The sequence below is a fragment of the Pseudomonas sp. NPDC090208 genome, assembly GCF_044746785.1.
Taxonomy (GTDB): Bacteria; Pseudomonadota; Gammaproteobacteria; order Pseudomonadales; family Pseudomonadaceae; genus Aquipseudomonas.
In genome coordinates, this window is sequence record NZ_JBIVCU010000002.1 from 51,051 (window position 1) to 76,944 (window position 25,894).

Below are 25,894 nucleotides of genomic sequence, written 5' to 3' on the forward strand. Positions count from 1 at the left end.
TGGCGTAGTGTCAGTCGATATCTCAGCGTCTGAGGGGACGCCATCGCGAGCAAGCTCACTCCTACAGGGGGTTAACTGTTTCGGCTTACTGAGTCGAAGTCGGGCGTTTCACCCACACCGGCGACAGGCTGCTGCCACTGCCGGTGACGTACAGCACCGCGGCTTCGCCGCGCTCCAGGGCGACCGGTTTGACGTCGCTGACTTTCTTGTCGCCGTCGAACAGCGCCAGGCTGACTTTCACCGGGTTGATCTCACGCTCGCCGGTGCCCTTGGCGGACACGGCCTTGACCACGTCGGTCTTGCCGTCGGCGGTTTTCAGGGTCAGCGATTTGTCGCTGAGGTTCTGCACGCGCACTAGCGACTTCTGCTTGTTCTTGAACGGTGGCTCTTCCACCAGTTGCGGTGCGCCCGAGGTGTTGTTGACGATGGTGTAGTAGTGGTCGCTGGCCAGTTTCACCGGCAGGGTCTGGCTGCCGATCTTGGCGCTGTAGTCACCTTGCGGCATGAAGCTGAAATCGCTGCTGGCCAGTGGGCCGACTTCGTTGAGGCTGGTGTTGCCGACGCTGGCGCTGATTTCGGCGTTGCTGGCGTTGTATACACGCACGAAGGTCGAGCCTTTCGGTGCAGTCGGGCCGTACAGGGCGGCGTCGCCACCGGCGAAGGCAGAGAGAGAGACGAAGCCCAGGCTTGCGGCCAGCACGCAGGTTTTCAGCAGGCCGGATTTGGTCGAACGGGTAGGCATGTGAGTGGTGGTCTGCATAGTCATGTGAGGAGTCCTCTTCAGTTCTGCGCCCGGTCGGGCGAGTCGGAGTTGTTGGCGTTCTGCGCCAGATTTTGTTGTGGGTCACGGGCCTTCTTGAGTTCGGCGATCCACTGCGGATCGAACTCGGTCAGGTCGTTGTGGGCGGGCAGGTAACGCTCCGGGAATTCCCAGATCAGCACCTGCGGCGGGTTGCTCTTGAAGGCGTCGGTCTGCAGATACTTGAGCATCGGCAGGATCGGGCCATGGCCGTCTTCGGCGTAATTGACCACGTCGCTGTGCAGCGCCTGCTTCAGGGCGCCGGCGAAGTTCCAGTTGGGGTTGGCGCTGTAGCTGGTGCCGACCAGGCCCACCGACACGCTGTTGTCGGCGAACAGGGCATCGTCGCTGTCGCCGGCGGCTTCGGCCGGGTGGGTGTCGCGTTTCTGCAGGTCGTCCGGCTTGGGCAGCAGGTTGCTGAACAGCGGATCGAGCGGCAGGAAGTTGGTCAGGTCGCCCTTGTACGGCGCGCTGCTTTTGGCTTCGGTGACGAAGGTCTGCGGCTCGCCGCTGAGCGGGGTCTGCTGGCTGATCGCTTCACCCAGCTGCTGCGCCACCACTTCGGCGCCCATCGGCGTCCAGTGGGTGTCGGTGCGCAGGAACACCTGGCCCTTGTCCTTGGCGCTTTGCAGCGGCGCCAGCAGATCCGGGGCAAAAATGCCAGCCTGATTCACCTGGGCGTGGAACTGCTGATACAGGTCGGTGTGCAGGGTGGCCGGCTTGTTGTCGCCGACGTGTTCCGGGTACAGACGGGTCTTGGCCGGAACGATCGCCAGCACCAGTTGCGTACCGTGCTGCTTGAGGGTGTCGCGCACGCCTTGAATCAGCGACAGGTTGTCGGCTTCGTTCTGCTCGCCATTGGCGACGGCGTCGAATTCCTCGTCAGTGTACAGCCACTGGTCCTTGCCGAGGATCACCCCCGGACGACCTTCGTTGAACACCTTGTAATCCAGCGCGGCCCACAGGTTGGTGCCCAGGCGCTTGATCGGAAACTCGTCGTCGTAACGGGTTTCCACGGCTTTGGTCCAGTGACCGTTGAGCACCGTGGTTTCCTTCGAGGTCGAGAAACCGATGAAGCTGCGCAGCGACCACAGGCCCAGCGCCAGCAGGATGCCCAGGAACAGGAAGATGTAGAGGAAACGCAATGAGCGGGTCATGTCAGGCGCCTCAGAACTGGAAGTACAGGAACGGCGAGAAGCTGGCCGCCGAGAGTTTGAGAATCGAGGCGACGAACATCAGCAGGATCAGCGCGCGCATCACGTAGCGCGACCAGTCGGCGGTCCAGTAGGCCGGCTGCACCTGGGCTTCGCTGCCGACGGTGTAGCCCGGCTGGTGGATGCTGCCTGGTTTGTCACCCGGTACGGCTTTGATCAGGCCCGGCTCGGCCGTGGCAGGGCCATCGGCTTTTTCCGTCTTGGCTTTGGTCGCGGGTGGGTTCTGATAGAAATCGCGCAGGCCGAAGAACGCCAGGGTGATGTAAGCCACGATCAGCGTGGCCACTTGCAGGCCGGTCAGGCTGGCGCGGTTGAGTTCCGAGAGCTGCCAGTCGCCGAAGCTGAACATCGCGCCGTACATGCGGGCGGCAACGTGCAGGTTTTCCGCACGGAAGATCACCCAGCCCATCACCACCAGCAGGAAGGTGAAGGCCCAGCGCACGACGTTGAAGGTGCGCGGCGTGGTGTTGATGCCCAGTGCCTTTTCAATCGCCAGCCACACGCCATGCCAGGCGCCCCAGACGATGTAAGTGATGTTGGCGCCGTGCCACAGACCGCCGAGCAGCATGGTCAGGAACAGGTTGCGGTAGGTCGCGACCTTGCCACCACGGTTGCCGCCCAGGGTGATGTACAGGTAGTCGCGCAGCCAGGTCGACAGGCTGATGTGCCAGCGCCGCCAGAACTCGGTGATCGACTGACTGATGTAGGGCTGCTTGAAGTTTTCCATGAAGCGGAAACCCATCATCAGGCCCAGGCCGATGGCCATGTCGCTGTAGCCGGAGAAGTCGAAATACAGCTGTGCGGTGTAGGCCAGCGCGCCGAGCCAGGCATCGCCCGTGGTCGGGTTCTGCAGGGCGAAGCAGTGATCGACCACCACCGCCAGGGTGTCGGCGATGAAGACCTTCTTGATGAAGCCCTGCATGAAGCGCGTCACGCCCTCGGAGAATTTGTCCAGGGTGTGGGTGCGGTTGTTGAACTGGTCGACCAGGTCACGAAAGCGCAGCACGGGGCCGGCGATCAGGTGCGGGAAGATCGCCACGAACGCCGCGAAGTCGATCAGGTTGCGGGTCGCCGGGGTGTCGCCGCGGTAGACGTCGATGATGTAGCTGATCGACTCGAAGATGTAGAACGAGATACCGATCGGCAACAGCACGTGGGTCAGGATGAACGGCTCAAGACCGAACGAGGTCATGATCGCGTTGAGGTTGTCGACACCGAAATTGGCGTACTTGAAATAGCCGAGGATGCACAGGTCGACCGCCACACCCAGCAGCAGCCAGCGCTGCGCAGGTTTGGTCCTGACGCCGGCGGCGCCGACGCGCAGGCCGATCCAGTAGTTCCACAGCGTCACCGCCGCGAACAGGGCCAGGAAGTCCACTCGCCACCAGGCATAGAACACGTAGCTGGCAATCAGCAGCAACAGGTTGCGGTAGCGGGTTCCGCTCACGTAGTACAAGCCGAGAAACACCGGCAAGAACAGGAACAGGAACACGTTGGATGAGAAAACCATCCTTATCTCTCCATTTGTCCAGCACCAAGGGCCAAAGCCCCCCCAAACCCCCCATGGAAAATCGGGGGGGTACAACATTCACCGCACGGTCCTTGTAGGAGTGAGCTTGCTCGCGATAGCGTCGGGCCAGATACCTCTATGCCGACTGACACACCGCAATCGCGAGCAAGCTCACTCCTACAGGGCAGGTGTTGTTCTCACGAACCGCCTTTCTCACCCTTCTCATGACTCGGGTCGTAGGTCCGGGTCATGTCGCCGCCGAGGCGGAAGTTCTTGAACGGCTGCATCTTGTGCTTGCGTTCCAGCACATCCGGGCCGCAGTCGTAGAGCGAGCAGTAGGGTTCCAGCCAGGCGAATTTCATGTCGGTCTTCAGGTCCGTCATGTCCTGCTGCTGACCGTCACGCGCCTGGAATTCGCTGCCGGCGTTCTGCACGCCGGCCAGCACCCGGTCACCCAGCCGCTTGAGCGCGCCGTTGTTTTCCTGGCGCAGGTCGACGCCGTTGGCCTGGGCGAAACTGGCGATCATCGCCAGCGGCGGCAGGGCGTAGTTGTGGTACGCCAGCGCGCGCTGCTTGCGCTTCAATTCGTTAGGCAAGAAGCCCTGCGGGTCGACCTGATTGGCGGCGACCTTGAACTCCTTCACCGACCAGTCGAACAGGTCGCGGCGGTTGGTCGCCACGGCGGTGGACATCACCGACCACGCCGCCCAGTACGAGTGGTTGTTGGTCTTGTCCAGCGGCAGGTTGTTCCAGTCGCTGACCACCTGATCGGCGAGCTTGCTGAACCAGGCCTCGATCACCTGCGCGTCCTGCTGACGGGTGGCCAGCGGGTGCGACTCGGAGAACTTCAGGCGCAGGTAGGACGAGGACATGCTGCCCAGCGCCCATTTGCGCATCGACTTGCCGGTGTGGTTGAAGTCGGTGGACTCCAGCGCGTCGGCCCTGGCCCAGGTCGTCAGCATGCCCAGCGCGCAATCCAGCTGCTCGGGACGCCCGTCACGCATGTACTGCATCACCACCTTGCTGGTGTTGCGTTCCATGTTGGTGATGTCCTTGGTCGAATCGCGGAAGGCCTTGTCCGAATCGGCGTTGAACGTCGAGCGCGACTTGTCCGACCCTTCGTACTTGCTGCGGAACTGCAGCGAGCCGGTGTACGGCTGCGGTGTCGCCTCGCAGCTGAAGTTGCCTTCCTTGCTTTTGAATTTCTCCACGCCCTCGTAATAGCCCTGCGGCGGTACCAGCGCGGAGGCCGCGCTGGCCGTGGTGGCGAAGGCCGTGGCGGAGATCACCGCCAGCGACAGGAGAGTAGGGAGCATCAGTCTTGGAGTGTGCATAAGAGCCTCATAACCCGGCTTGCGCGGTTTGATGCGCGACATTCGGGAACACGTTGCGTTTGCATACTTTCGCTTCGACCTGCTGAGGCGCAGCGCCCGCTTCCGGACCCTGCACTTCTACGGCGAGCAGTTGCTGGTCAGCCCAGTCTTTGTCATCGCGCAGTTCGAAGGAGAAGCGCCCGTCGGTTTCGGATGTTTCAGGTTTTTCGATCTTCAGATCTTCATGGCGGCCATTCATGTACCAGAGGCGCGCCTGCAAGGTTTTCACCGAGGTGTCGGCGAACTTGATGTCGACCTGGTTGCTGCCATTGCGCACGTCCTTGATGCCGTTCTTGCCGTTGACCAACAGCTCGTTGGTGCCCGGCTTGAGGGTGGCCTTGGTGGTCATCAGCGCCGGTTTGCCTTCGCAGCCGTTGTCCAGCAGCGACATCATCTGGCGGTAGATGGTCTCCTGATCCAGGCGGTACAGCGGCGAGAATTCCCAGATGAGAATCTTCGGCGGGTGCTGCTGGAAGTCGTCGCTGCCCAGGTACTGCAGCATCGAACCTTCCAGGCCGCCGCCGGGGAAGGCCACGTTGAGTACGTCGGCGCCCATGTATTCCTGCAGGAAGCCGGCGAAGTTGTAGTTCTTGCCGCTGTGACTGGTACCGACCAGGGTGATTTCCGGGTTGCCGGAATCGCCGAACAGGTCGCCGTCGCCCGCTTCGCCCTTCGGTTCGGTCTCGAACTGATCCATGTACTGGATGGCGTAGCTGGTGCCGCAGAGTTGACCGGCCATGTTGTGCAGAGTGCCCTTCTTGCCCATGCGACCCGACAGGTGGGTCTCGAATTCGCGCTTGGGAATGTCGGCGAAGGCCTGCATCTTTTTCACCGACTCGGCGACGATTTTCGCCGTGCGCTGGGCGCCGTACGGGGTCCAGTGCTGGTCACCACGGAAGTAGAAATCGTGGGCCTGCTGCTCGTTGGTCAACGGCGACAGGTCCGGCACGGTGTAACCCATTTTCGCGAAGCGACCGAGCATGGCCTGGTAGTTGCGCAGGGCGGTGTTGTAGTCGAACTTGTCGCGCTCGGCCGGGAACAGCTTGTTGCGGTCGACCAGGCCACGGGTCGGCTGATAGACGATCACCAGCTCCACGCCCTTGCTCTTGAAGGCGTCGTGCAGCTGCTGCATGCGGCGATAGCCTTCCGGCGTGGTGTCGAACTCGGTGCGCAGGTCTTCACGGGTACGGAACAGCCAGTCGCCCTGGGCCTGCACCAGCGTGGTGAAGTTCTGCTGATAGCGGGTGACGTAGTTCTTCTCGTCGTGCGCTTCGGGGCACAGGCTGCAGCAAGGCTCGGCGGTGAAGCTCGGGGCCGGCGCGTCATCGGCACAGGCGGCGTTGCTGGCCATGAAGAGGGCTGCGGTCAGAGCCGAGAGGCCAAGCAGTTTGTTCAAGTGTGCGTGCATGGATATGGCTTCCTCAGTCCCGGAGTTGTTTCTGGCTTTCGACCGGGTCGATCAACACGGCTTTTTGCTGGCGCACCAGCAGATCGAGGATCTCGTCCTGGCGGTCGCCCAGTACGCCGTTGAAGCTGATGCCGCTGCTCTTGGTCGGTGCCAGCATCGACACCTTGTACAGCTCGACGCTGAGCGGCGAGTCGATGGACAGCGGACCGGAACCGTTGGAGGTCAGCTCGCCGCCGACCATGATCAGCGACACCTCAGCGTCGAACGGGTCGAGCTTGATGTCGCGGTCGGTGTCGGACAGGTCCTTGATGTGGCCGTAGACGCCCATCAGGCCGTTGCCCACCGCCAGGTTCTCGTAGAGCTTGATGTTGGTGCTGTTGCGCACGCGGATACCGTGGCGCTTGTTGGCGAACACGCGGTTGCCCCACAGCAGGTTGTCGGCACTCTCGTAGAGGGTGATGCCGTCGGTGTGGTTGCGGTAGATCTGGTTGTAGGCCACCAGATTGTTCACGCTGTTACGGTCGAGCACGACGCCCGAGAGGTGGTTCTCGTAGCTCTTGTTGTTGATGATGAAGCTGTCGTTGACCTCACGGGAAATGATGATCCCGTGCTTCTTCTTGGTCCCGTACACCGTGTTCTCGGCAATGATCAGACCGTGGGAACGGTCGTGCGGGTCGATGCCGTAGATGATGTTGTCGCGGTAGGTGTTGCCCTTGACCACGAAGTCGCGGGTTTCATAGCAGTAGTAGCCGTACCACATGTCCGAGAACTCGGAATTGACGATCCAGCCGGTCGGGTCCGGGCGGTTCATCTGCGCTTTCATGTTCGGCGTGTACTGCGAAATGCTGATGCCGTACGACTTGCTGTTGTTGTAACCCAGGCTCGCCACTTTGGTGTTGAACATGTAGGTTTCGCTGCCGCCCCAGGACAGCAGGAACGGGCGGAATTCCTTCGGCGCCTTGAACGTCGACGGGCCGTTGGCCTTCTCGCTCCAGCCGGTGATTCTGGTGTCAGCGACGAACAGTTTGTTGTCGTTGACCAGAAACGCACCGGCTTCCTGGGACAGGCGCAGTTCGGCGGTTTTCTTGTCGATCTCGAAGACACCGTGCTTGCCGACCACGATTGGCAGACGCGCCAGCCATACGCCCGGCGCGGTTTCGCTGAGGTACTGTTTCGGCACCTTTTTCGCCAGGTCCTGCAGGGTCATGTAGCCGTCGTCGATGAAGATCGCCTGCGGGATGCCGTGCTGACGGGCCACCCACTCGGCCATCTTGTTGTCGCCGCCGATGAATTCCTTCAGTGCGTCTTCCTGCATCATGCGCCGGATCGACACCTTGCCGGCCTTGCTGCGCACGATCTTCTTCTGCATGGCCTGCTGGGTGTAGCCCGACAGGTCCGGCAGCTTGGGTTTGTCCATCATCAACGGCTCGGCAGGCGGGCTGGTGATGGTGTAAGTCTTGGCCTGATGCAGGCCCTTGACCGTACCGTCGTCTGCCGGTGGCTGCGCGGCGGCTGCCGGATGAGCGGCTGGCGCGGTATTGGCCAGCGCCGGAACACCGGCCAGCAGCAGAACACCGCCGAGCACCGCGCTTCTCAGCGCAACGCTTTCCAGCAGGGCGTGGGGCCGGTTCTGGCGCCGCGTCATTTGTGTCGGGTTGTTCATGTCATTGCACTCCCTTCGCGGCTTGCATCAGAAGCGCCAGATCACGTCGACGATGGCGCGGTGCATGTAGTTGTCCACACCGCTGTGATACGCATCGCCGGGTTTGAACACGCCCGCGCGCAGACGAATCAGCGCCGACGGCTCGTCGAACGACTGGCTGACCGAACTCGGCAGCAGGCCCTGTTTGAAGTACTTGGTGACCACCAGGTCCATCTCCTGACCCAGATCCTTGCGCCCGTCTTCCAGCGGCAGCGAGTCGAAGGTGCCGGTCGCCACGCCATCGGCGTCGACGTTCTGGCGGGCCGGGTTGATGCCCGCGCCGCCGATACCGGCGTGGCCATCGACACGACGGAACTTGTGGTAGATCAGCGAGGCGTCGTAGTCCTCCTGCATCTGCCAGGAGGCGAACAGCGAGCCGGATTCGACGTTGGCCATCTCGCCCTGGAACGCCTCACCGAAGCGGTGAATGCGCGAGCGGGTGCCGGTCCAGTTCGAACGGTTGCTTTCCAGGCCGTTCTGTTCGTAGTTCTTGCTGGCGCGCGAGTAGGCGCCGCCGACTTGCCACTGCGGATCGAGACGGAAACGCAGGCCCAGATCGGTGGCCCAGCCGTTGACGTGGCTGCTGTCTTTCTGCCCGGCCAGATACTGGTCGGTGCTGGCGTCGTACTGGGTGCCGATCTGGTCGCGGTTACCGGTCAGCCAGGTCAGGCTGCCCCAGTAATTGATGGTGTTCAGATTGCGATAGTTGTAGGCATCGCTGTTGGCCTGAATGCCCAGCCAGGTCAGGTCGCCACGGCTGGTCTTGTCCAGATCGTCGATGGCTTCGCCCTGATGTTTCAGGCTGCCGTCGTCGTGGCTGTGATGGGCGCGCACGCCGGCCCACTGGCCCGGCATCCATTGGTACTCGACATCGCCGAACAGGTGCTGGCGGTCCTTGTCTTCGGGTGCCAGCTCGGTGAGGTCGGTGCGGTATTCGCTGAAGCGCTGGGCGGCGCCGACTTCGGCCTTGAGCAAGGTCGTGTCGAAGGTCCAGTTCAGCGCTTCGATGTTGGTGTCGTGCCACTGGCCGTCGTCGTTGCGCAGGCGCTGGCGACCCAGTTTGAGGATCTCGCCGGGGTAGGGCGTGAAGCCGCTGTAGCCGATCCAGAACTCGCGCAGGGCGGCGTAGCTGTCATCCACTTCGCGGCTGCTGGAAGTCTTGCGCGCACGCTGGCTGGATTGACCGTTGCTGTCGGTGACCTGCTGGTCCAGCGGGTCGGTCTGGATGGTGTCGGTGGCGGTGACCACCTGGCCCATGGCATAGGCACTCCAGTTGCCCCACTCGCCGTACATCCACGGACGCAGGTCGAGGCCGACACCGTTGACGTCGCCACCGCCACGGGTGCCGAGGTCGCGGTCGTCTTCCATCTGCCCGGTGATCTTCACTTCGATACCGAAGTTCTGCGTGTCGGTCAGGGCCGCCAGCGTCGGCGTGGCCCACATCAGGCTGAAGCCCAGGCCTAACCCTGCGGCCATCAGAGGATTCAACATAAGCTTCATAGAGGTGTGTCCTCGCCGTCTTTTTCTTCTTGCAGGGTTTGCAGGGCCAGCGCGTTCTGCGCTGTCGTCCCGCGAACCTGCTGTTCACGTGTCAGAAGGCTCTGCGCCTGGGCGCGCTTCTCGGGCGGCAATTGATCGTTGAGTTGCTGAGCCAGGTCCGCCGCCTGCGGAGTGCCCTGTGCCTGTGCGAGCTGGCCGAAGACCCAGGCGTTGACCGGGTCCGGCTTGATGCCCTTGCCCTGGGAGAACAACTGGGCGAGGGCGAAGTCGGCGCTGTTCTGGCCGCCACGGGCGGAGGTCAGCAACTGCTCGACGGCTTTCTGCGGATCGGGATGACCGAGGTAGCCACGGCGATACAACTGGCCGAGGTAGTAGTGCGCGGAGATCTGCGTCGGCGCGGCCTTGAGCAGGTGCTCTTCGGCTTTCTTCGCGTCCGGAAGCACCAGCTTGCCTTCGTAATACAGCTTGCCCAGCAACAGCTCGGCACGCGGCTGATCGGCGGCGCGGCCGTTGTCCAGGTACTCCATCATCTTGTTGACGTCGCCCAGTTCGGGGTAGTCGTAGAGCAACTGCGCCAGGCTCACCCACGACGCCGGGTAGACCGGGGCGACCTTCTCCAGCAACTGCTGGGCGGTCTTCTCGTCGGGCTTGCCGAGGGTCGCATCGGCCAGCACACGGGCGACGGTGTCGACGCGCATGGCCGGCACGGCGCCGGAGGCGTAACCGCTCTGCATCTGTTGCAGCAGCGCTGCCTGTTTGTCGGCTTCGCCGCGTTTCTGGTAGACCGTCGCCAGTTCCATGTAGCAAACGTCATTGGCGCGCAATGCCTGTTTGCAGATGCTTTCGACTCCGGCCAGATGCTGGTCGTAGGTGCCCTGAGTGCGATACAGCAGCACCTGGGCCAGACCGGCTTCCGGGTAGCCCTGGGCGCGCCATTCGTTGATCTTCTGCTGCGCATTCACATTGGGGAACGTGTGCGGGTATTGCAGGTAGAGCATCGCCAGCGGGATCAGCGTGCCGCTCTCGCCATTGGCAAACGCCTTCTTCAACAGCCCTTCTGCTTCACGTTGTTCCGCTTCGGTGGAGTTGGGTTTGACCGCCAGCAGCTTGCCCAGACGCGATTGCGCCCGTGGCGAGGTTTCGGCGGCGGCGCGGTAGGTCGCCTCGGCCTGCTTGATCAGGTCAGGGTCGCGGGTGCCGACCTGAATATCCGCCAGGCCGACCTGCGCGTCGCTGTAACCCATGTCCGCCAGCGCCCGGTAGTTGCGCTCGGCCAGCGCGGTGTCGCCGCGCTGCAGAGCTTCGTTGGCCAGACGCTGGTCAGGCAGGTTCAAACCGCAGCCGGCCAGACCCAACGCGATGGCCAGGCTCAGCAACGCTGGGGCGGACACGTTTCGTAGAGGGCCGTTCATGATCAGAGACCCGCAGCCGTGGCTTTATCGATCAGCCAGTTCAGCGATGGGCCACGGTCGCTGACCACTTCCACGGGACGGCCGGCCAGGCTGCTGCTGATCGACTCGTCCGGCTGGATCTGCACGCGCAGGTCGGAGGACAGGTCAGCCGGGCTCAGCGCGGTGGAGCTGACGATCTTGCCGCTGTGGGTGCCTTCTTCGCCGGCGACGGTGAAGTTGACCCGGGCGCCTGGTTGCACCTCGGCGAACTGGCGGTAGGTGAAGCGCGCATCGATGTTGGCGGCGACGTTGCGCGGCACCAACTGGAAGATCACTTGACCCTTGCTGGCGTACTGGCCGTCGGCGACCAGTTGCTTGCCGACCACGCAGTCGCACGGGCTGGTCATGGTGCCGGCCAGTTGGCGACCGAACAGCTCTTCGACCTTGGCCGGCTGCATCTCATCCGGGTCCAGGTTGCCCTTGAGCATCTCCAGCATGCTGGTGTTGAACGAGGCCAGCGGCGCGCCCTTGGCGACCACGCCGTCCGGGCCGACCAGGCTGGTCACGGTGCCTTCGCGAGGCATGGTCACGTCCATGCTCGGCACGCTGACCAGGCCCGAAGTGGAGTGGCTGACGAAGTACATGCCGTACACCGACTTGGCGACGAAGCCGAACGCGGCCAGACCGACCACGAAGATCCCGGCGCTGAACGTCACCGCACGCAGACGGCCGAAGGCGCTCAGGCCGCTGCCGCCGTCCTTGACCTTGCGCGCCTTGGTGAAGTTGTCGCGCTGCAGGGTGGCGAGCACTTCGCCCATGCTGACGATCTCGCCGGACAGGTGCGAGGTGATCAGGTGGCGCAGGGTGGCGATGTCCTGAGCTTCCAGATGCTGGAACTGGCAGCCAACACGGCCGCTGGACGGGTCGAAGGCGCGGATCTGCAGTTCGACGTCCATGGCCAGGCCCAGGTTGTCGATCAGGAACTGCATGCGGCCCTTGATCACCTGGCCGACGGTCGGTTTAACGCCGGCCGGAGTGATGTAGCTCAGGCCGCCGGCCGACAGGTCTTCGATACGCACCAGCGGCGCGTTCGGCTGGCCGTTGAGCAGGCGCAGTTTGGCGGGAATGCGAATCCGCGCATGCTGACGCTGGGCTTCGGATTCATGGACGACGTTGGCGTTGACGGCTGTATTCATGATGTTGCTTCCTGAATTAATCGGTTGATCCATGGATCCGGTCAGACCATCGTCAGCAGCACAGCAATGAAGATGCTGCCGGCGGAGAAGGTCATGGTTCGTGACGACCAGGTGTTGAACCATTGTTGAAAGCTGGCCAGGTCACGTTTGAGAGCAGTGGGCTGGCGCGTCCACGACTGCTTGTCGAGGCGGAAGAACACGTAGATCTTCATCAGTGCGCCGACGATCTGGTTGTAATAAAGAATCACGGGGTAGGCCGGGCCGATGGCGTGTCCGGAACACGACAGCAGCAGGGTCAGAATCAGGCGGGTGATGCCGATCCACAGCAGGTACACCAGCAGGAAGGCCACGCCGTACTTGAAGCTGGCGAGCACCGCCACGGTCAGGCCGAGGATCGAGGTCCACATCGACACGCGCTGGTCGAACAGCACGACGCTGGTGAACAGGCCCAGACGACGCATACCCAGACCGAGCGCGCGGGAGTTCTGCCGCAGGTTGTTGCCGTACCAGCGGTACATCAGCTTGCGGCTGGCCTTGAGGAAGCTTTTCTCCGGCGGGTGCTCGACCGTGTTGATCGCCGCGTCCGGCACGTAGAAGGTGTCGTAGCCCAGGCGCATCAGGCTGAACCAGCTGGACTTGTCGTCGCCGGTGAGAAACTTGAAGCGGCCCAGACGCCAGTGCTGCAGCGAGTCACTTTCCACGTCGGCGATGAAATCCGGGTCGGTGACCACGGTGGCGCGAAACACCGACATGCGTCCGGTCATGGTCAGCACGCGCTTGGAGAGGGCCATCGAGCACATGTTGATGTGGCGCTGGGCGAAGCGCAGCTTGTGCCACTCGCTCATGATGTAGCCGCCGCGCACTTCGCAGAATTCGTTGGTGGTCAGGCCGCCGACGTTGCCGAACAGCTGGAACCACGGCACGGTTTTCTGCACCACGCCTTCCGCCAGCACGGTGTCGCCGTCGATCACGGCCACCACAGCGCGGTCATCCGGCAGGTGCCGCGAAATCGCGCGGAAACCGAAGGCCAGGCCGTCGCGCTTGCCGGTACCGGCGATGCGCACGAAGTCCAGGGTCACGTGGGGTGGCGGGTTGTATTTGGCCCACAGCGCCTTGACCAGCAACTCGTCGGACATTTCCACCAGCGAGCAGACCACGGTGGTCGGGAAACCGCAGGCAATCGCCTCGCGGATCACCGAGCTGTAGACCTGAGCGGTGGTCAGCGCGTCGATACGGAAGCTGGTGACCATCAGGAACACATGGGACGGGTCGGCCGCCTTGCCCAGCTTGCGCACTTTGCGGCGCAGGTGCGGGTAGACGATGTAGAGAAAAATCATGCCCCGCACAAAGTGCGTGGCGCCCATCGAGTAACGCCAGATACCGACGATCCCGACCAGGAAAATAAAATCCTTCGACTGCGAGTCGAACAGGGTTACTGGCAGCGCCATTGCGATGGCGGCCAGCAGACTTAAATAAAACAGCCAACCGGCGGCCTGAAGAAAGCCGTGCTTGAGCCTTTGCATAATCGGAATCCTTGGAGTTGCAAGCCGCAAGCTTCAAGCCGCAAGCCCAGGCAGAACGCCTGAACTTGTGGCCTGCAGCCGCTTTGAACTTGTCGCTTGAAACTTGCAGCTTGCCGCTGCAGTTACCAGCAGATGCCTTCGACGCTGCCGTCTTCGCTGGTGGTGCCGGCCATGAAGCCGACCAGGTCGATGACCTTCTTGCCGGCCGGAGCGTTGTTGGCCAGCGCACGGAAGCGCTCGTCACGGTTGCCCAGGATGATCACGTCGGAGTTGTCGACCACTGCGTCGAAGTCCGAGTTGAGCAGGGACGAAACGTGAGGGATCTTCGACTCGATGTAGTCCTTGTTGGCGCCGTGAACGCGGGCGTATTCGACGTTGCTGTCGAAGATGCTCAGGTCGAAGCCTTTACCGATCAGCATCTCGGCCAGTTCGACCAGTGGGCTTTCGCGCAGATCGTCGGTGCCGGCCTTGAAGCTCAGACCCAGCAGGGCGACCTTGCGGGTGTCGCTGGCGGCGACGATGTCGAAGGCGTTCTGCACTTGCGACACGTTGCTGCGCATCAGCGAGTTGAGCAGCGGCGCGTCGACGTCCAGGGAGCTGGCGCGGTAGGTCAGGGCGCGCACGTCTTTCGGCAGGCAGGAACCGCCGAAAGCGAAACCAGGGCGCATGTAGTACTGCGACAGGTTCAGGGCCTTGTCCTGGCAGACCACGTCCATCACTTCACGACCGTCGACACCGACGGCCTTGGCGATGTTGCCGATCTCGTTGGCGAAGGTGACCTTGGTCGCGTGCCAGACGTTGCAGGTGTACTTGATCATCTCGGCGACAGCGATGTCCTTGCGGATGATCGGTGCATCGAGTTCTTCGTACAGCGATTGCAGGACGTCACCGGAGGCAGTGTCGAACTCCCCGATGACGGTCATCGGCGGATGGTCGTAGTCCTTGATCGCGGTGCTTTCACGCAGGAACTCAGGGTTCACCGCCACGCCGAAATCGACACCGGCCTTCTTGCCCGAGCAGTCTTCCAGAATCGGAATCACCACGTTGGCGACGGTGCCTGGCAACACGGTGCTGCGCACGACGATGGTGTGACGCGAAGTCTTTTCACGCAGGACAAAACCGATTTCACGGCAGACCGACTCGATGAAGTCCAGCTCCAGATCGCCGTTCTTCTTGCTCGGTGTACCGACGCAGATCATCGACAGATCGGTAGCACGAATCGCCTCGGAAAAATCGGTGGTGCCGCGCAGCTTGCCGGTCTTGATCCCGTTTTCCAGGAGCTCGCCCAGGCCCGGTTCCACGATTGGAGACTTGCCCTGATTGATCAGATTGATCTTGGCACTGGAGATATCCACGCCGACAACATCATGACCACGCGCCGAGAGGCAGCCAGCACATACTGCACCGACATAGCCCAAACCAAAGATGCTGATACGCATCGTACTCTCCTCGATTTTTACGCCATTTAGTTGGCCGGATATAAAGTCTGTCTTGCAACTTCGCGCACTTGTCCGCACGGCAAATACATGTCGTGTCACAAGCACAGGCAGAATTTAAGTGCGAGTTCCCTATATGTAAGGCGAACTCGGGTTCATCAGAAACACAGGCGTCAGGTGACTCATTGAATACTCACAAGTTCCTGATCTGGGATATGGCATAACACTCCAACAGATGATTGCGAGTCGCTGGCGCGGCTCTGGCTCAAGGCTTTAGGCCATGGTCAGTTTCGTCTTGCCCGTCAGTGGCTGCAGGCACCCGTATGGTGCTTGCTCGAAAAACTACAACTTGCCTGGTGCGTTCTCACTCCTTGCACGTACCACGCGGGCCGGGTTGGCCCTACTTCGCTGGGTGTAACTTCCAGTTCTGTCCTTATGCCATGTCAGAGATGTCTCACAAGGTGGACGAGAATTGTTACGGGATGTAGGAACGTGAGCGATCCCCAGAAGTTCCTGGCCGCTCGTCCTGATTTCGGGATTTTTTTTAATCACCCGAATATAGGTTGTGGTTGCATACTGATAGCCACTTCGGTTTTGCCCTTAATAATAAGGGGCTTAAGAGCGGCATATGTAACAATGCCACTAGCGAAAAAAACCAAAGTGCCAGTAGCAAAAAAAGTCGTTAAATTTTTGAGACAAATGGCGGGAACTTATTTTTGCCTGAATATTGGCGCCAAATAATCGGCAAATTGACCGTTGGTCTGCTGTTGCCGCAAAAGAGGAACTTGAAGAAGTTCCGCAGGGGAATGCGGATTTCATGTTTTCAACGTTTTTAACGCCGCACCAAATAGCAGCACCCCGGCAAACGCCTTGCCTCTTTCCGTAGCAGCCCGGCTTGCCGACGGTGGCGTCCCCGAGAATGTCATCGCCGGCAAGCCGGACTGCTACGGACAGGTTTACGCAAATCCCCGTAGGAGCGCGCTTGCCCGCGAAGGCGTCGTGTCAGTTGCTCCGGTGGCGTTTGCACGTCAGTCATCGCGAGCAAGCTCACTCCTACAGTGAGGGGGCGGGGAGTCAGGCGGGGTGGTGTTGATTGAGCTGGCGCCATCGCGGGCAAGTGCGCTCCTGCGGGGGCATGAACACGGGCAATAAAAAAGGGCCGTCTCCGGCCCTTTTTTTCACTCCTGAGGTTCGTCCCGCAGGAATACCAGTTTGTCGGTCTTCGACAGTTCCTGGCTGTAGCGGTAGCCCTGCACGTCGAATTGCTTGAGGTGTTCGGGGTTGTTGATGCGTTCGGAAATGACGAAGCGGCTCATCAGACCACGGGCTTTTTTCGCGTAGAAGCTGATGATCTTGTACTGGCCGTTTTTCTGGTCGCGGAACTCGGTGTCAATGATGCGGGCGTTCAGCGCCGGGCGTTTCACGGCCGAGAAGTATTCGTTGGAGGCGAGGTTGAGCAGGACGTTGTCGCCTTGTTCTTCCAGCGCTTCGTTGAGCCATTCGCTTATGCGCGTGCCCCAGAAGGCGTAGAGGTCCTTGCCACGGGCGTTGGCCAGTTTGGTGCCCATTTCCAGACGATACGGTTGCATCAGGTCCAGCGGGCGCAGCAGGCCGTAGAGGCCGGAGAGCATGCGCAGGTGCTGCTGGGCGTAGTCGAGGTCGGCTTCGCTCAAGCTATCGGCGGCAAGGCCGGTGTAGACGTCGCCCTTGAACGCCAACAGCGCCTGTTTGGCGTTGTCCGGGGTGAATGCCGGGGTCCAGCTGCCGAAGCGCGCAGCGTTGAGGCCGGCGAGTTTGTCAGACAGGTCCATCAGCTCGCTGATCTGCGCTGGCGTCAGCTCGCGCAGTTGGGTGATCAGTTCCTGGGAGTGGTCCAGGTATTGCGGCTGGGTGAAGCGCGCGGTGGTCGGCGGGGTCTCGAAATCGAGGGTTTTCGCTGGGGATATCACCATCAGCATGCGGTCGTCTCCTTTAATCGTGGGCGCGATTCTAGGGGTTGCGGGCGGATGACTCCAGCTATGGCGATGATAGGCAGTGCGAGTGGTCGCAGACGGTGTAGGAGCTGGCTTGTCCTGCGAGCGGCGACGGAGTCGTCGTAAAACCTGTACACGCGTTTTGCCTGATACACCGTGCTTGCCGGATTTACGACTGCTTCGCAGCCGCTCGCAGGGCAAGCCAGCTCCTACAGGAGACGGCAGATAGCCAGGCAAATCCGCTATAGTGCCTCGCCTGCTTAAATCTCCATGTTCAAGGATCGGGAGCACGTCGTTTTGCGCAAGTGGTTATTGATCGGTGCCTGTCTGCTGGCCTGCAACGCCGTGGCGGCGACCGGGGAGATCGCGACGATGGATCGCAGTGTCTGGCCGGAAGTGCTGGACACCCCGCAGTTGTTCGATGTCGCCTCGCGGGCGGAAATCCTGAGTTTTGCCCATCAGTTGCTGGAGAGTGAGAACCTCAGCGACGTGCAGTTGGCCGAGCGTCTTGGGCTGCGGCAGATCAATGTGTCGACCATCAACGTGATCCGCACGCGGATGTGGACGCGGCTGTTCGACAACTGGAAAGCCGCCGAAAAGTCCTGTGAAGCCGACGCCTCGTTCTGCGTGCTGGTCGACGACGTGCCGATGCTGCGTCAGCGCGCGGCGGAGTACAAAGTCGCCGACGACTCCTTCTATGCGCGCTGGGCAGCGCCGGCGGACGCTTTCAACCAGCGCTATCTGAATGAACTGCTGCGCATGGCGGCACTGTTTCCGCAGACCAGCAGCGAGATCGAGCGTTACAACTCCGATGAGCTGAGCGGCGAGGAGATGCCTGACCGCAGCTTCCTGCTGAACTTCGAGAGCGGGCCGAGTGTGGCCGACGGTGCCACCGACTGGCTGGCGGATTTCATGCGTCAGCAGAAGATCAACGCCACGTTTTTCGTGCTTGGCAAGAGCTTGCAGAGCCGTCTGGACACGTCGTCGCCTCAGGCGCTGCAGACGTTGTATCGCCAGCAATGCGTCGGCTTGCAGGGCTGGGAGTATCGCTCCCATGCGTACTGGAACGACTGGCAGGATTCGGTCCAGCGCAGTGCCGCGCTGGTGCAACAGGTGTTGCCCGACAACTATGTGCCGCTGTTTCGTCCGCCTTACGGTCATCGGCGGGCTGACGGCGCGCAGTTCTTCCGTGATCAGCAACTGCGGGTGTCGTTGTGGAACATCGACTCGCAGGACGCCAGCGGACGCATCAGCGCCGAGCAAAGTGGACATCGCGTACTGACCCTGATGCTGCTGTGGCGGCGCGGCAACATTGTCTTCCACGACAGTGCCGACAAGGCGCAACAGGCGGTGCCGTGGTTGATGGCCAATATCGCGCAGAGCGGGGTGCTGTGGCAGGACTGTCATATTTATCCGCAGCAACTGAGCGACGAGCCGGACGAAGCGCAGCCCGATGACGAGGACAGCGACGAGCCCGATGACGCCACCGATCAGGTGCCTGAAGACGAACAGCAGCAAGCGCCCGTGCAGGTACCGGACGATCAGGCCAAAGAGCCGGAAAACAAAGGGGAGTAGGGGGATCTGGCGGACGGAAGGTCGGGATTTTTCGAGGATTTCTCGTCGACCGGACTTCCGACTGTAAGCGCGTGCGAGGCATCCGCCAAGCGCTATTCGTCATACCGAGAAATATATTTCAAAAAGCCGATAAAACGCTTTTTTATGTCATCGGTTTTGCGGTATTACGACAACAGACCGCCGAAACCTGCAACACAGGTGGCGTCACCCAGACCCCACTTTGCGCAATGCTCACCTGCCTGAAGGTGAGCGCCTCGGCGGCCTTTTCGTGGCGCGACATCGTATGTGTGTCGCGTCGCCTGGCTACTACAAAGGTGACCGAGTATGGATGACCACGGACGCACGCCTTCCTCTAACCAGCCAATCCTCTATGTGCTCGATACCAATGTATTGATTCACGATCCAAACGCGTTGCTGAATTTCGAAGAACACCACGTTGCACTCCCCATGACTGTCCTCGAAGAACTGGACAAGCTCAAGGCGGGCAAGCACTCGGTCGCCGCAGAATGCCGCCAGGCTATCCGGCTGATCGACAAGACCCTCGGCGAAGCGACCCCGGAGGAGGTCGAACAAGGCGTACCGATCGATCGCGGTACAGGTGTTTTCAAGGGTTTTCTGTCCATTCTCATGAGCAAGCGGCAAGAGCCCAACAGCCTGTTGCCGGACAACCTCAACGACAACATCATCATCAACCAGTTGATTGACCTGCATGCGCGCAAGAAGGACCTGCGCATCGTGCTGGTGACCAAAGACATCAACATGCGCCTGAAGGCGCGGGCCTGCGGTATCGCGGCCGAAGACTACAGCACCGACCAGTTGGTCGACGACGTGTCGATGCTGTCCCGTGGCTATCACAGCATGACCGGCTCCTTCTGGGACCGCGTGAGCAAGGTCGAAACCCGCCAGGACCATGGCCGCACCTGGCATAAGGTGCAGATGAGCGAAAGCATCCCGGCGGTGCACATCAATGAATTCATCATCGATGAGCAGGGTTTCGTCGGCTGGGTGAAAGGCGTCAGACCTGATGAATTGCTGTTGCTGGACATGCACCAGGAGCCGCTGCTGCATCAGGAGGCCTGGGGCCTGAAACCACGGGACATCTACCAGGGGCTGGCGCTGTTCGCGCTGCTCGATCCGGATATCCACCTGGTCAACCTGTCCGGCGCCGCAGGCTCCGGCAAGACCATCCTGGCGCTGGCCGCTGCCATCGAGCAGACCATGGTCAGCAAACGTTATCGCCGCATCATCGCTACCCGTAGCGTGCAGGGCCTCGACCAGGAGATCGGCTTCCTGCCCGGTACCGAAGCGGAAAAAATGGAACCGTGGCTCGGCGCCATTACCGACAACCTGGAAGCGCTGCACATGGATGACGAAAACACCCATGGCAGTGTCGACTACATCCTCAGCAAGGTGCCGCTGCAGTTCAAATCCCTCAACTACATTCGAGGCCGCAGCTTCCAGCAAAGCCTGATCCTGATCGACGAATGCCAGAACCTCACCCCGCACCAGATGAAAACCATCATCACCCGTGCCGGTGCCGGTTCCAAGGTGGTCTGCCTGGGTAACCTGGCGCAGATCGATACCCCTTACCTGTCGGCCACCAGCTCTGGCCTGACCTACCTGACGGAGCGCTTCAAGGACTTCCCCAACGGCGTGCACATCACCCTGCAAGGGGTGCCACGCTCCATCCTGGCCGAGTATGCGGAGAGTCATCTGTAAGTTGGCCGCATGAGCCTGTAGGAGCCGGCTTGCTGGCGAAGGCGGACGTGATGTCGCTGACGCCGGCAAGCCGGACTGCTACGCAACTGATTGCCCATTTCCTTTGTAGGAGCTGGCTTGTCCTGCGAGCGGCTGCGAAGCAGTCGTAAATTCGGCGAATGCGGTGGATCAGGCAGAGCGCATGCACAGGTTTCACGACGACTTCGTCGCCGCTCGCAGGGCAAGCCAGCTCCTACAGCGGGTTGCGTCCGGTCATGCGACACCACCACGCCTACAGTTCGTTGTAAGCAAGGGTTACAATCGCCGCTCCTGTCCAGGAGACATCCCGTGCTCACTCATCTCGATTCCCAAGGTCGCGCCAATATGGTCGACGTCACCGAAAAAGCCGTGACGTCCCGTGAAGCGGTGGCCGAAGCGCGCGTGCGCATGCTGCCCGAAACCCTGCAAATGATCGTCGCCGGGGGCCATCCGAAAGGGGATGTGTTCGCCGTGGCGCGTATTGCCGGCATTCAGGCGGCAAAAAAGACCAGCGACCTGATTCCGCTGTGCCACCCGCTGATGCTGACCAGCGTCAAGGTCGAGCTCAATGCCGAAGGCGCCGACACCGTACACATCGTGGCGCGCTGCAAGCTGTCCGGGCAGACCGGGGTGGAAATGGAAGCGCTGACCGCCGCCAGCGTCGCCGCGCTGACCCTCTACGACATGTGCAAGGCCGTTGATCGCGGCATGGTCATCGAACACGTGCGTCTGCTGGAAAAACTCGGCGGCAAGAGCGGACACTTCGTGGCTGATTCGACGGAGGCCAACTGATGTATCAGGTTCAATTCTTTGCCCGTTATCGCGAAGCCCTTGGCAGCGATGGCGAGCGTCTGCAGGGCGAGTTTGCCACCGTCGGTGCGCTGCGTGACCACCTCGTGGCCCGTGGCGGCGAGTGGGAAGTGTTGGCCGAGCAGAACATCATGTGTGCACGCAATCAGGAGCTTTGTCAGCTCGACGAGCCGCTGCAAGCCGGTGACGAAGTGGCGTTCTTTCCGACCGTGACCGGAGGCTGAACATGACCGTTCGAGTGCAGGTGGCAGCGTTCGATCCGGGCGCCGAAGTCAACGCGATGCACGACGCCAACGTCGGTGTTGGCGCGGTGGTCAGCTTTGTCGGTTACGTGCGCGACTTCAATGACGGGCTCGACGTGGCCGGCATGTTCCTCGAACACTATCCGGGCATGACCGAGAAGGCCTTGGGCAAGATCGTCGAAGAAGCGAAGCAGCGCTGGCCGCTGCTCAAGATCGAGGTCTTGCATCGCATCGGCGCGCTGGAGCCAGGCGAGCCGATCGTCTTCGTCGGCGTCGCCAGTGCGCATCGTCAGGCCGCGTTCGAGGCCTGCGATTTCGTCATGGACTACCTGAAGACCCGCGCACCGTTCTGGAAGAAGGAAAACACCGCGCAAGGGCCGCGCTGGGTGGAAGGGCGGGACAGCGATCACGCGGCGGCAGAGCGCTGGAAACAGGATTAAACGGATTAACGGGATGAAGCGGCTTTTTGTGGGAGCGAATTCATTCGCGAGAGGCCGGTACAGTCGATGAATCTCGTCGTCTGCAATGCCGTCTCGCGAATGAATTCGCTCCCACAGGTTCGATCCCGGTGTTGAGCCGGGTCGTGATCACTCCGCCGCAGGCTGCGCCCGGTGCTTGCGCACCACCGCCCGCAGCAGCTCGGTCGGCGGCATTTCGCAGCTGATCTTGCGGCCGAGTTTCTCTTCGATGGCCGGCAACTGATACGAATCGTCCTCGCCGGCAAAACTGATCGACACGCCCTCCGCGCCAGCACGACCGGTACGGCCGATGCGGTGGACGTAATCGTCCGGCACTTCCGGCAGGGTGAAGTTGATCACGTGGCTGATGCCGTCGATGTGAATGCCGCGACCTGCCACGTCGGTGGCGACCAGTACGCGAATCTTGCCTTCGCGGAAACCTTCCAGAGTCTTGATCCGCTTGTGCTGCGGCACGTCGCCGGACAGTTGCGCGGCGTTGACGCCATCACGCACCAGCCGCTCTTCGATGCGGCGCACCTCGTCCTTGCGGTTGGCGAAGACCATCACCCGCTCCCAGCCATTGTCGTTGACCAGGTTGTACAGCAGCTTGTACTTGTCGGCCGAAGCCACGGCGTAGATGTGCTGCTCGACGTTGTCGCTGGCGACGTTTTCGGCCTCGATCTCGACGATGGCGGGGTCGGTGGTCCACTGCCGCGCCAGATTCATCACGTCATCGGTGAAGGTGGCGGAGAACAGCAGGGTCTGACGCTCGCTCTTCGGCGGGGTCTGACGAATGATCTGACGCACTTGCGGGATAAAGCCCATGTCGAGCATGCGGTCGGCTTCGTCCAGCACCATCACCTCGACCATGTCCAGGTGCACTTCGCCGCGCTGGTTGAAGTCCAGCAGACGGCCCGGGGTGGCCACCAGAATGTCGCAGTGACGGGCTTCGAGCTGCTTGAGCTGCTTGTCGAAGTCCATGCCGCCGACGAAGGTCATGACATTGAGCTTGCTGTATTTGGTCAGCGCCGCAGCGTCCTTGGCGATCTGCACCACCAGCTCGCGGGTCGGCGCGATGATCAGCGCACGGGGCTCGCCCATGTAGCGCTCTTTCGGCGGCGGCGTCTGGGTCAGCTGGGTGATGATCGAAATCAGGAACGCGGCGGTCTTGCCGGTGCCGGTCTGAGCGCGACCGATCGCATCCTTGCCCTTGAGGGTAAAGCCCAGCACGCCCGCCTGAATCGGCGTGCAGTAAGGGAAACCGAGGTCATGGATGGCGTGCATCAGCTCCGGGGCGAGCGGGAAATCATGGAAGCGCGTCTTGCCCTCTTGCGGCTCGACCGCGAAGTCTTCCAGTTTCCACGGCACGACGACCGGATTGGGCGCTGTCTTGGGCGCGCGTTCGCGACGCGGGCGTTCGCTGCGGGTACGGGCGGGTTTCGCCTCGCTGTCGGTAACGGGCTCGACTGCCGTCTGGGCAACGACAGGAGTGATTTCTTCCCGCGACGGGGTGTCGGTCGGGGTGATGGAAGCGCGGGGGGCTGCTGCGATCTGCTCGGCCTCGCTCTTGCCGAACATCTTTTTAAGTGCTTTGAGCACGGTCATCTCGTCGATTGATTAAGGAATGTACGCCGGGCAGTGTAAAGCAAGAACCCGGCGCGGCGTAGTGCCATACCAAATCCGCAGGACAATTGAAAGAAACAAATGCCGAATCAGCGCAGGCGATCCGCGAGCCAGACGCCTATATCGGTGATTTCCTGCGGTAACACTTCGTGGCCCATTGGGTATTCCTGCCATGTGGCGGTGACGCCGTGGGCTTTCAGATGCTCATACGCCGCCCGACCCATGGCGTTCTGTACCACTTCGTCGTGGAAGCCATGCAAGCAGTACGCCGGAATGCGCTGCTGGCTGGCCGACAGGCTCATGTCGTCACTGAAGGTCGGCGCGTAGGTCGACAGGGCCAGAACCCCGCCCAGCGGGCCCTGCCAGCGTAGAAAGGCAGTGTGCAGCACCACGGCGCCACCCTGGGAGAAACCGGCCAGGAAGATCCGCGCCGGGTCGATGCCGCTGTCGCGCTGCGCTTCGATCAGGCTCAGTACGCGCTGGGCCGAACCTTCCAGTTGGTCGCGGTCGATGGCCCGGGCCGGGCTCATGGCCTTGATGTCGTACCAGCTCGGCATCTCGTAACCGCCGTTGACGGTAACGGCGCGGGTGGGCGCCTGTGGCAGGACGAAACGGGTGGTCAGCAGCGTCTGCTGCAGGGCTTCGGCCACCGGCATGAAGTCGTAACGGTCGGCGCCCAGGCCGTGCAGCCAGATGACACAGGCATCGACAGCCTTTTCCGGCTCAAGGATCAACGGTTCGCTCATGACTGCTCCATTTGTGTGCGATGGCTCTGGCGCGGCGCTTCAAGGCAGTGCGCAGGCCTGTGCGGATATGAAAGAAGATGTCGCAAGGTTGCAAGTTTGGATCTTGACCTGAGGTCAATTCAAGTTTGCCGACGTAATGGTACGGGCTTTGCTATGAAACCCGCGGAGTGAAGGCGCTCACCCGGCCGGTAACACTGGATGATCTATGATCCATGGGTCCATTGTGACGTCCGGGGCAGCAAGGAGTCCATCGAGCAGGATTCCGGCACGATTCGCTTTGGACCTCGCGGTTCAAGGACATCATGGGGCTTCAGTCCACCTGACCAAATCGGGTTCGCAGTGGTGATGGGGGAGACGCCATACGCAGCTTGTGGATCCGGGTCTTGGGCTCCGTACGAAAGGTTCTGACGCGAAGGTGAGGCAAGGCGAAAGCGGCCGAGGAAGCGCAGTTTACGAGTTGTAAATGAGCATTCCGAGGCCGCTTTCAACGCAGCATCACCGAGTGTCAGGACATTTCGTACGAGCCCAGGTCGCATGACCCAAAAAAAGCCAGCACGGGTCACTAATGCCTCACAAGGGTGCGACCGGACTCAAGCTCCTACACAACAAAGAGCAAACTGGAGGTTTGAATGAAGATGTTGAAATCCACCCTGGCTGTAGTGGCCGCTGCGGCAGCACTCGGTGTCAGCAGTTTCGCTCAGGCGGGCGCGACACTGGACGCCATTCAAAAGAAAGGCTTCATTCAGTGCGGCGTGAGCGACGGTCTGCCAGGGTTCTCGGTACCTGACAAGAACGGCACCATCGTCGGTATCGACGCTGACGTCTGCCGCGCTGTCGCGGCTGCCGTGTTCGGCGACGCGAAAAAGGTCAAGTTCAGCCAGCTGAACGCCAAGGAGCGTTTCACCGCACTGCAATCCGGCGAAATCGACATCCTGTCGCGCAACACCACCTGGACCAGCTCGCGTGACGCCAGCATGGGCCTGAGTTTCCCTGGCTTCGTCACCTACTACGACGGCGTAGGCTTCCTGGCCAACAGCAAACTGGGCGTCAAGAGCGCCAAGGAACTGGACGGCGCGACCATCTGCATCCAGGCCGGTACCACCACCGAACTGAACGTCTCGGACTACTTCCGCGCCAACGGCCTGAAGTACACCCCGATCACTTTCGACACCTCCGACGAAAGCGCCAAGTCGCTGGAATCCGGCCGTTGCGACGTGCTGACCTCCGACAAGTCGCAGCTGTACGCACAACGCTCCAAGCTGGCCTCGCCAAAAGACTACGTCGTTCTGCCTGAAACCATCTCCAAGGAGCCTCTGGCGCCGGTCGTGCGTCGTGGCGACGAAGAGTGGACCTCCATCGTTCGCTGGGTCGGCTACGCCCTGCTGAACACCGAGGAAGCCGGCGTGACTTCGAAGAACGTCGAAGCTGAAGCCAAATCCACCAAAAACCCTGACGTTGCCCGCCTGCTGGGCGCCGACGGCGATTACGGTCCGCAGCTGAAACTGCCGAAGGACTGGGTCGTCAAGGTGGTTTCTCAAGTCGGTAACTACGGCGAAATCTTCGAGAAGAACCTGGGTAAAACCACGCCTCTGGAAATCGACCGTGGCATGAACGCTCTGTGGACCAACGGCGGCATTCAATACGCGCCACCAGTGCGTTGATGGATCTGCGCCCGGCT

At 61.4% G+C, this 25,894-nt stretch carries 20 protein-coding genes and 1 pseudogene; 7 read left to right on the plus strand and 14 right to left on the minus strand.

Annotated elements, in window-relative coordinates; translation table 11 throughout:
• Positions 1–85: 85 nt before the first annotated feature.
• The 11 genes from ACIPL0_RS03275 to ACIPL0_RS03325 form a co-directional block, all read right to left on the minus strand.
• Positions 86–742 carry an alginate O-acetyltransferase AlgF gene (locus tag ACIPL0_RS03275; RefSeq protein ID WP_400593971.1) on the minus strand — a complete coding sequence of 219 codons (657 nt, stop codon included), beginning with the start codon at positions 740–742 and terminating at the stop codon, positions 86–88.
• Positions 743–780: 38 nt separating this feature from the next.
• Entirely contained in the window at positions 781–1,956 is a 1,176-nt protein-coding gene (locus tag ACIPL0_RS03280) for an alginate O-acetyltransferase (RefSeq protein WP_400593750.1), read from the minus strand.
• A 10-nt stretch (positions 1,957–1,966) separates the two neighbouring features.
• Entirely contained in the window at positions 1,967–3,523 is a 1,557-nt protein-coding gene (locus ACIPL0_RS03285) for an MBOAT family O-acyltransferase (protein ID WP_400593747.1), read from the minus strand.
• Between the two features lie 197 nt (positions 3,524–3,720).
• Complete coding sequence (locus ACIPL0_RS03290; protein WP_400593744.1) at positions 3,721–4,857, minus strand: mannuronate-specific alginate lyase; 1,137 nt, start codon at positions 4,855–4,857, stop codon at positions 3,721–3,723.
• Positions 4,858–4,864: 7 nt separating this feature from the next.
• Complete coding sequence (locus ACIPL0_RS03295; protein WP_400593741.1) at positions 4,865–6,304, minus strand: alginate O-acetyltransferase; 1,440 nt, start codon at positions 6,302–6,304, stop codon at positions 4,865–4,867.
• 13 nt (positions 6,305–6,317) lie between these two features.
• Positions 6,318–7,949 carry a mannuronan 5-epimerase AlgG gene (algG, locus tag ACIPL0_RS03300; RefSeq protein ID WP_400593969.1) on the minus strand — a complete coding sequence of 544 codons (1,632 nt, stop codon included), beginning with the start codon at positions 7,947–7,949 and terminating at the stop codon, positions 6,318–6,320.
• A 45-nt stretch (positions 7,950–7,994) separates the two neighbouring features.
• Positions 7,995–9,506: an alginate export family protein gene (locus tag ACIPL0_RS03305; protein WP_400593738.1), complete on the minus strand. Its 1,512-nt coding sequence runs from the start codon at positions 9,504–9,506 to the stop codon at positions 7,995–7,997.
• A complete protein-coding gene (gene algK, locus ACIPL0_RS03310) occupies positions 9,503–10,918 on the minus strand; it encodes an alginate biosynthesis TPR repeat lipoprotein AlgK (RefSeq protein WP_400731293.1) in 1,416 nt (471 codons plus the stop codon). Before algK ends, ACIPL0_RS03305 begins: the two co-directional genes overlap by 4 nt.
• Before the next feature lie 2 nt (positions 10,919–10,920).
• Positions 10,921–12,093: a PilZ domain-containing protein gene (locus ACIPL0_RS03315; RefSeq protein WP_400593732.1), complete on the minus strand. Its 1,173-nt coding sequence runs from the start codon at positions 12,091–12,093 to the stop codon at positions 10,921–10,923.
• 41 nt (positions 12,094–12,134) lie between these two features.
• Entirely contained in the window at positions 12,135–13,616 is a 1,482-nt protein-coding gene (alg8, locus tag ACIPL0_RS03320) for a mannuronan synthase (RefSeq protein WP_400593729.1), read from the minus strand.
• A gap of 122 nt (positions 13,617–13,738) precedes the next feature.
• Entirely contained in the window at positions 13,739–15,055 is a 1,317-nt protein-coding gene (locus tag ACIPL0_RS03325; RefSeq protein ID WP_400593726.1) for a nucleotide sugar dehydrogenase, read from the minus strand.
• Positions 15,056–15,544: 489 nt separating this feature from the next.
• On the opposite strand from ACIPL0_RS03325, the gene ACIPL0_RS03330 reads away from it, so the two are divergent.
• Entirely contained in the window at positions 15,545–15,793 is a 249-nt protein-coding gene (locus tag ACIPL0_RS03330; protein ID WP_400593724.1) for a hypothetical protein, read from the plus strand.
• Positions 15,794–16,230: 437 nt separating this feature from the next.
• On the opposite strand, the gene yaaA is transcribed toward ACIPL0_RS03330, so the two are convergent.
• On the minus strand, positions 16,231–17,010 hold the full coding sequence (gene yaaA / locus ACIPL0_RS03335; RefSeq protein ID WP_400593721.1) for a peroxide stress protein YaaA: 780 nt from the start codon (positions 17,008–17,010) through the stop codon (positions 16,231–16,233).
• A gap of 312 nt (positions 17,011–17,322) precedes the next feature.
• On the opposite strand from yaaA, the pseudogene ACIPL0_RS03340 reads away from it, so the two are divergent.
• The 5 genes and pseudogenes from ACIPL0_RS03340 to moaE form a co-directional block, all read left to right on the plus strand.
• A pseudogene (locus tag ACIPL0_RS03340) lies at positions 17,323–18,486 on the plus strand (polysaccharide deacetylase family protein); the annotation flags it as partial.
• A 438-nt stretch (positions 18,487–18,924) separates the two neighbouring features.
• On the plus strand, positions 18,925–20,319 hold the full coding sequence (locus tag ACIPL0_RS03345; RefSeq protein WP_400593718.1) for a PhoH family protein: 1,395 nt from the start codon (positions 18,925–18,927) through the stop codon (positions 20,317–20,319).
• A gap of 327 nt (positions 20,320–20,646) precedes the next feature.
• A complete protein-coding gene (gene moaC / locus ACIPL0_RS03350) occupies positions 20,647–21,129 on the plus strand; it encodes a cyclic pyranopterin monophosphate synthase MoaC (protein WP_400593716.1) in 483 nt (160 codons plus the stop codon).
• Positions 21,129–21,371: a MoaD/ThiS family protein gene (locus ACIPL0_RS03355; RefSeq protein ID WP_400593713.1), complete on the plus strand. Its 243-nt coding sequence runs from the start codon at positions 21,129–21,131 to the stop codon at positions 21,369–21,371. The genes moaC and ACIPL0_RS03355 overlap by 1 nt, the downstream gene beginning before the upstream one ends.
• Before the next feature lie 2 nt (positions 21,372–21,373).
• Complete coding sequence (gene moaE, locus ACIPL0_RS03360) at positions 21,374–21,829, plus strand: molybdopterin synthase catalytic subunit MoaE (RefSeq protein ID WP_400593710.1); 456 nt, start codon at positions 21,374–21,376, stop codon at positions 21,827–21,829.
• 147 nt (positions 21,830–21,976) lie between these two features.
• Here moaE and rhlB read toward each other — a convergent pair whose 3' ends face one another.
• Both rhlB and ACIPL0_RS03370 read right to left on the minus strand, forming a co-directional pair.
• Entirely contained in the window at positions 21,977–23,452 is a 1,476-nt protein-coding gene (rhlB, locus tag ACIPL0_RS03365) for an ATP-dependent RNA helicase RhlB (protein WP_400593708.1), read from the minus strand.
• 107 nt (positions 23,453–23,559) lie between these two features.
• A complete protein-coding gene (locus tag ACIPL0_RS03370) occupies positions 23,560–24,216 on the minus strand; it encodes an alpha/beta hydrolase (RefSeq protein WP_400593705.1) in 657 nt (218 codons plus the stop codon).
• Positions 24,217–24,845: 629 nt separating this feature from the next.
• On the opposite strand from ACIPL0_RS03370, the gene ACIPL0_RS03375 reads away from it, so the two are divergent.
• Positions 24,846–25,877: an amino acid ABC transporter substrate-binding protein gene (locus ACIPL0_RS03375; RefSeq protein WP_400593703.1), complete on the plus strand. Its 1,032-nt coding sequence runs from the start codon at positions 24,846–24,848 to the stop codon at positions 25,875–25,877.
• Positions 25,878–25,894 lie beyond the last annotated feature (17 nt).

Excerpts from the sequence above, each read along its gene's own strand:
- ACIPL0_RS03275 (WP_400593971.1), bottom strand. The coding sequence starts at position 742 with ATGCCTACCCGTTCGACCAAATCCGGCCTGCTGAAAACCTGCGTGCTG.
- ACIPL0_RS03280 (WP_400593750.1), bottom strand. The coding sequence starts at position 1,956 with ATGACCCGCTCATTGCGTTTCCTCTACATCTTCCTGTTCCTGGGCATC.
- ACIPL0_RS03285 (WP_400593747.1), bottom strand. The coding sequence starts at position 3,523 with ATGGTTTTCTCATCCAACGTGTTCCTGTTCCTGTTCTTGCCGGTGTTT.
- ACIPL0_RS03290 (WP_400593744.1), bottom strand. The coding sequence starts at position 4,857 with ATGCACACTCCAAGACTGATGCTCCCTACTCTCCTGTCGCTGGCGGTG.
- ACIPL0_RS03295 (WP_400593741.1), bottom strand. The coding sequence starts at position 6,304 with ATGCACGCACACTTGAACAAACTGCTTGGCCTCTCGGCTCTGACCGCA.
- algG (WP_400593969.1), bottom strand. The coding sequence starts at position 7,949 with ATGACGCGGCGCCAGAACCGGCCCCACGCCCTGCTGGAAAGCGTTGCG.
- ACIPL0_RS03305 (WP_400593738.1), bottom strand. The coding sequence starts at position 9,506 with ATGAAGCTTATGTTGAATCCTCTGATGGCCGCAGGGTTAGGCCTGGGC.
- algK (WP_400731293.1), bottom strand. The coding sequence starts at position 10,918 with ATGAACGGCCCTCTACGAAACGTGTCCGCCCCAGCGTTGCTGAGCCTG.
- ACIPL0_RS03315 (WP_400593732.1), bottom strand. The coding sequence starts at position 12,093 with ATGAATACAGCCGTCAACGCCAACGTCGTCCATGAATCCGAAGCCCAG.
- alg8 (WP_400593729.1), bottom strand. The coding sequence starts at position 13,616 with ATGCAAAGGCTCAAGCACGGCTTTCTTCAGGCCGCCGGTTGGCTGTTT.
- ACIPL0_RS03325 (WP_400593726.1), bottom strand. The coding sequence starts at position 15,055 with ATGCGTATCAGCATCTTTGGTTTGGGCTATGTCGGTGCAGTATGTGCT.
- yaaA (WP_400593721.1), bottom strand. The coding sequence starts at position 17,010 with ATGCTGATGGTGATATCCCCAGCGAAAACCCTCGATTTCGAGACCCCG.
- ACIPL0_RS03345 (WP_400593718.1), top strand. The coding sequence starts at position 18,925 with ATGGATGACCACGGACGCACGCCTTCCTCTAACCAGCCAATCCTCTAT.
- ACIPL0_RS03355 (WP_400593713.1), top strand. The coding sequence starts at position 21,129 with ATGTATCAGGTTCAATTCTTTGCCCGTTATCGCGAAGCCCTTGGCAGC.
- moaE (WP_400593710.1), top strand. The coding sequence starts at position 21,374 with ATGACCGTTCGAGTGCAGGTGGCAGCGTTCGATCCGGGCGCCGAAGTC.
- rhlB (WP_400593708.1), bottom strand. The coding sequence starts at position 23,452 with ATGACCGTGCTCAAAGCACTTAAAAAGATGTTCGGCAAGAGCGAGGCC.
- ACIPL0_RS03370 (WP_400593705.1), bottom strand. The coding sequence starts at position 24,216 with ATGAGCGAACCGTTGATCCTTGAGCCGGAAAAGGCTGTCGATGCCTGT.
- ACIPL0_RS03375 (WP_400593703.1), top strand. The coding sequence starts at position 24,846 with ATGAAGATGTTGAAATCCACCCTGGCTGTAGTGGCCGCTGCGGCAGCA.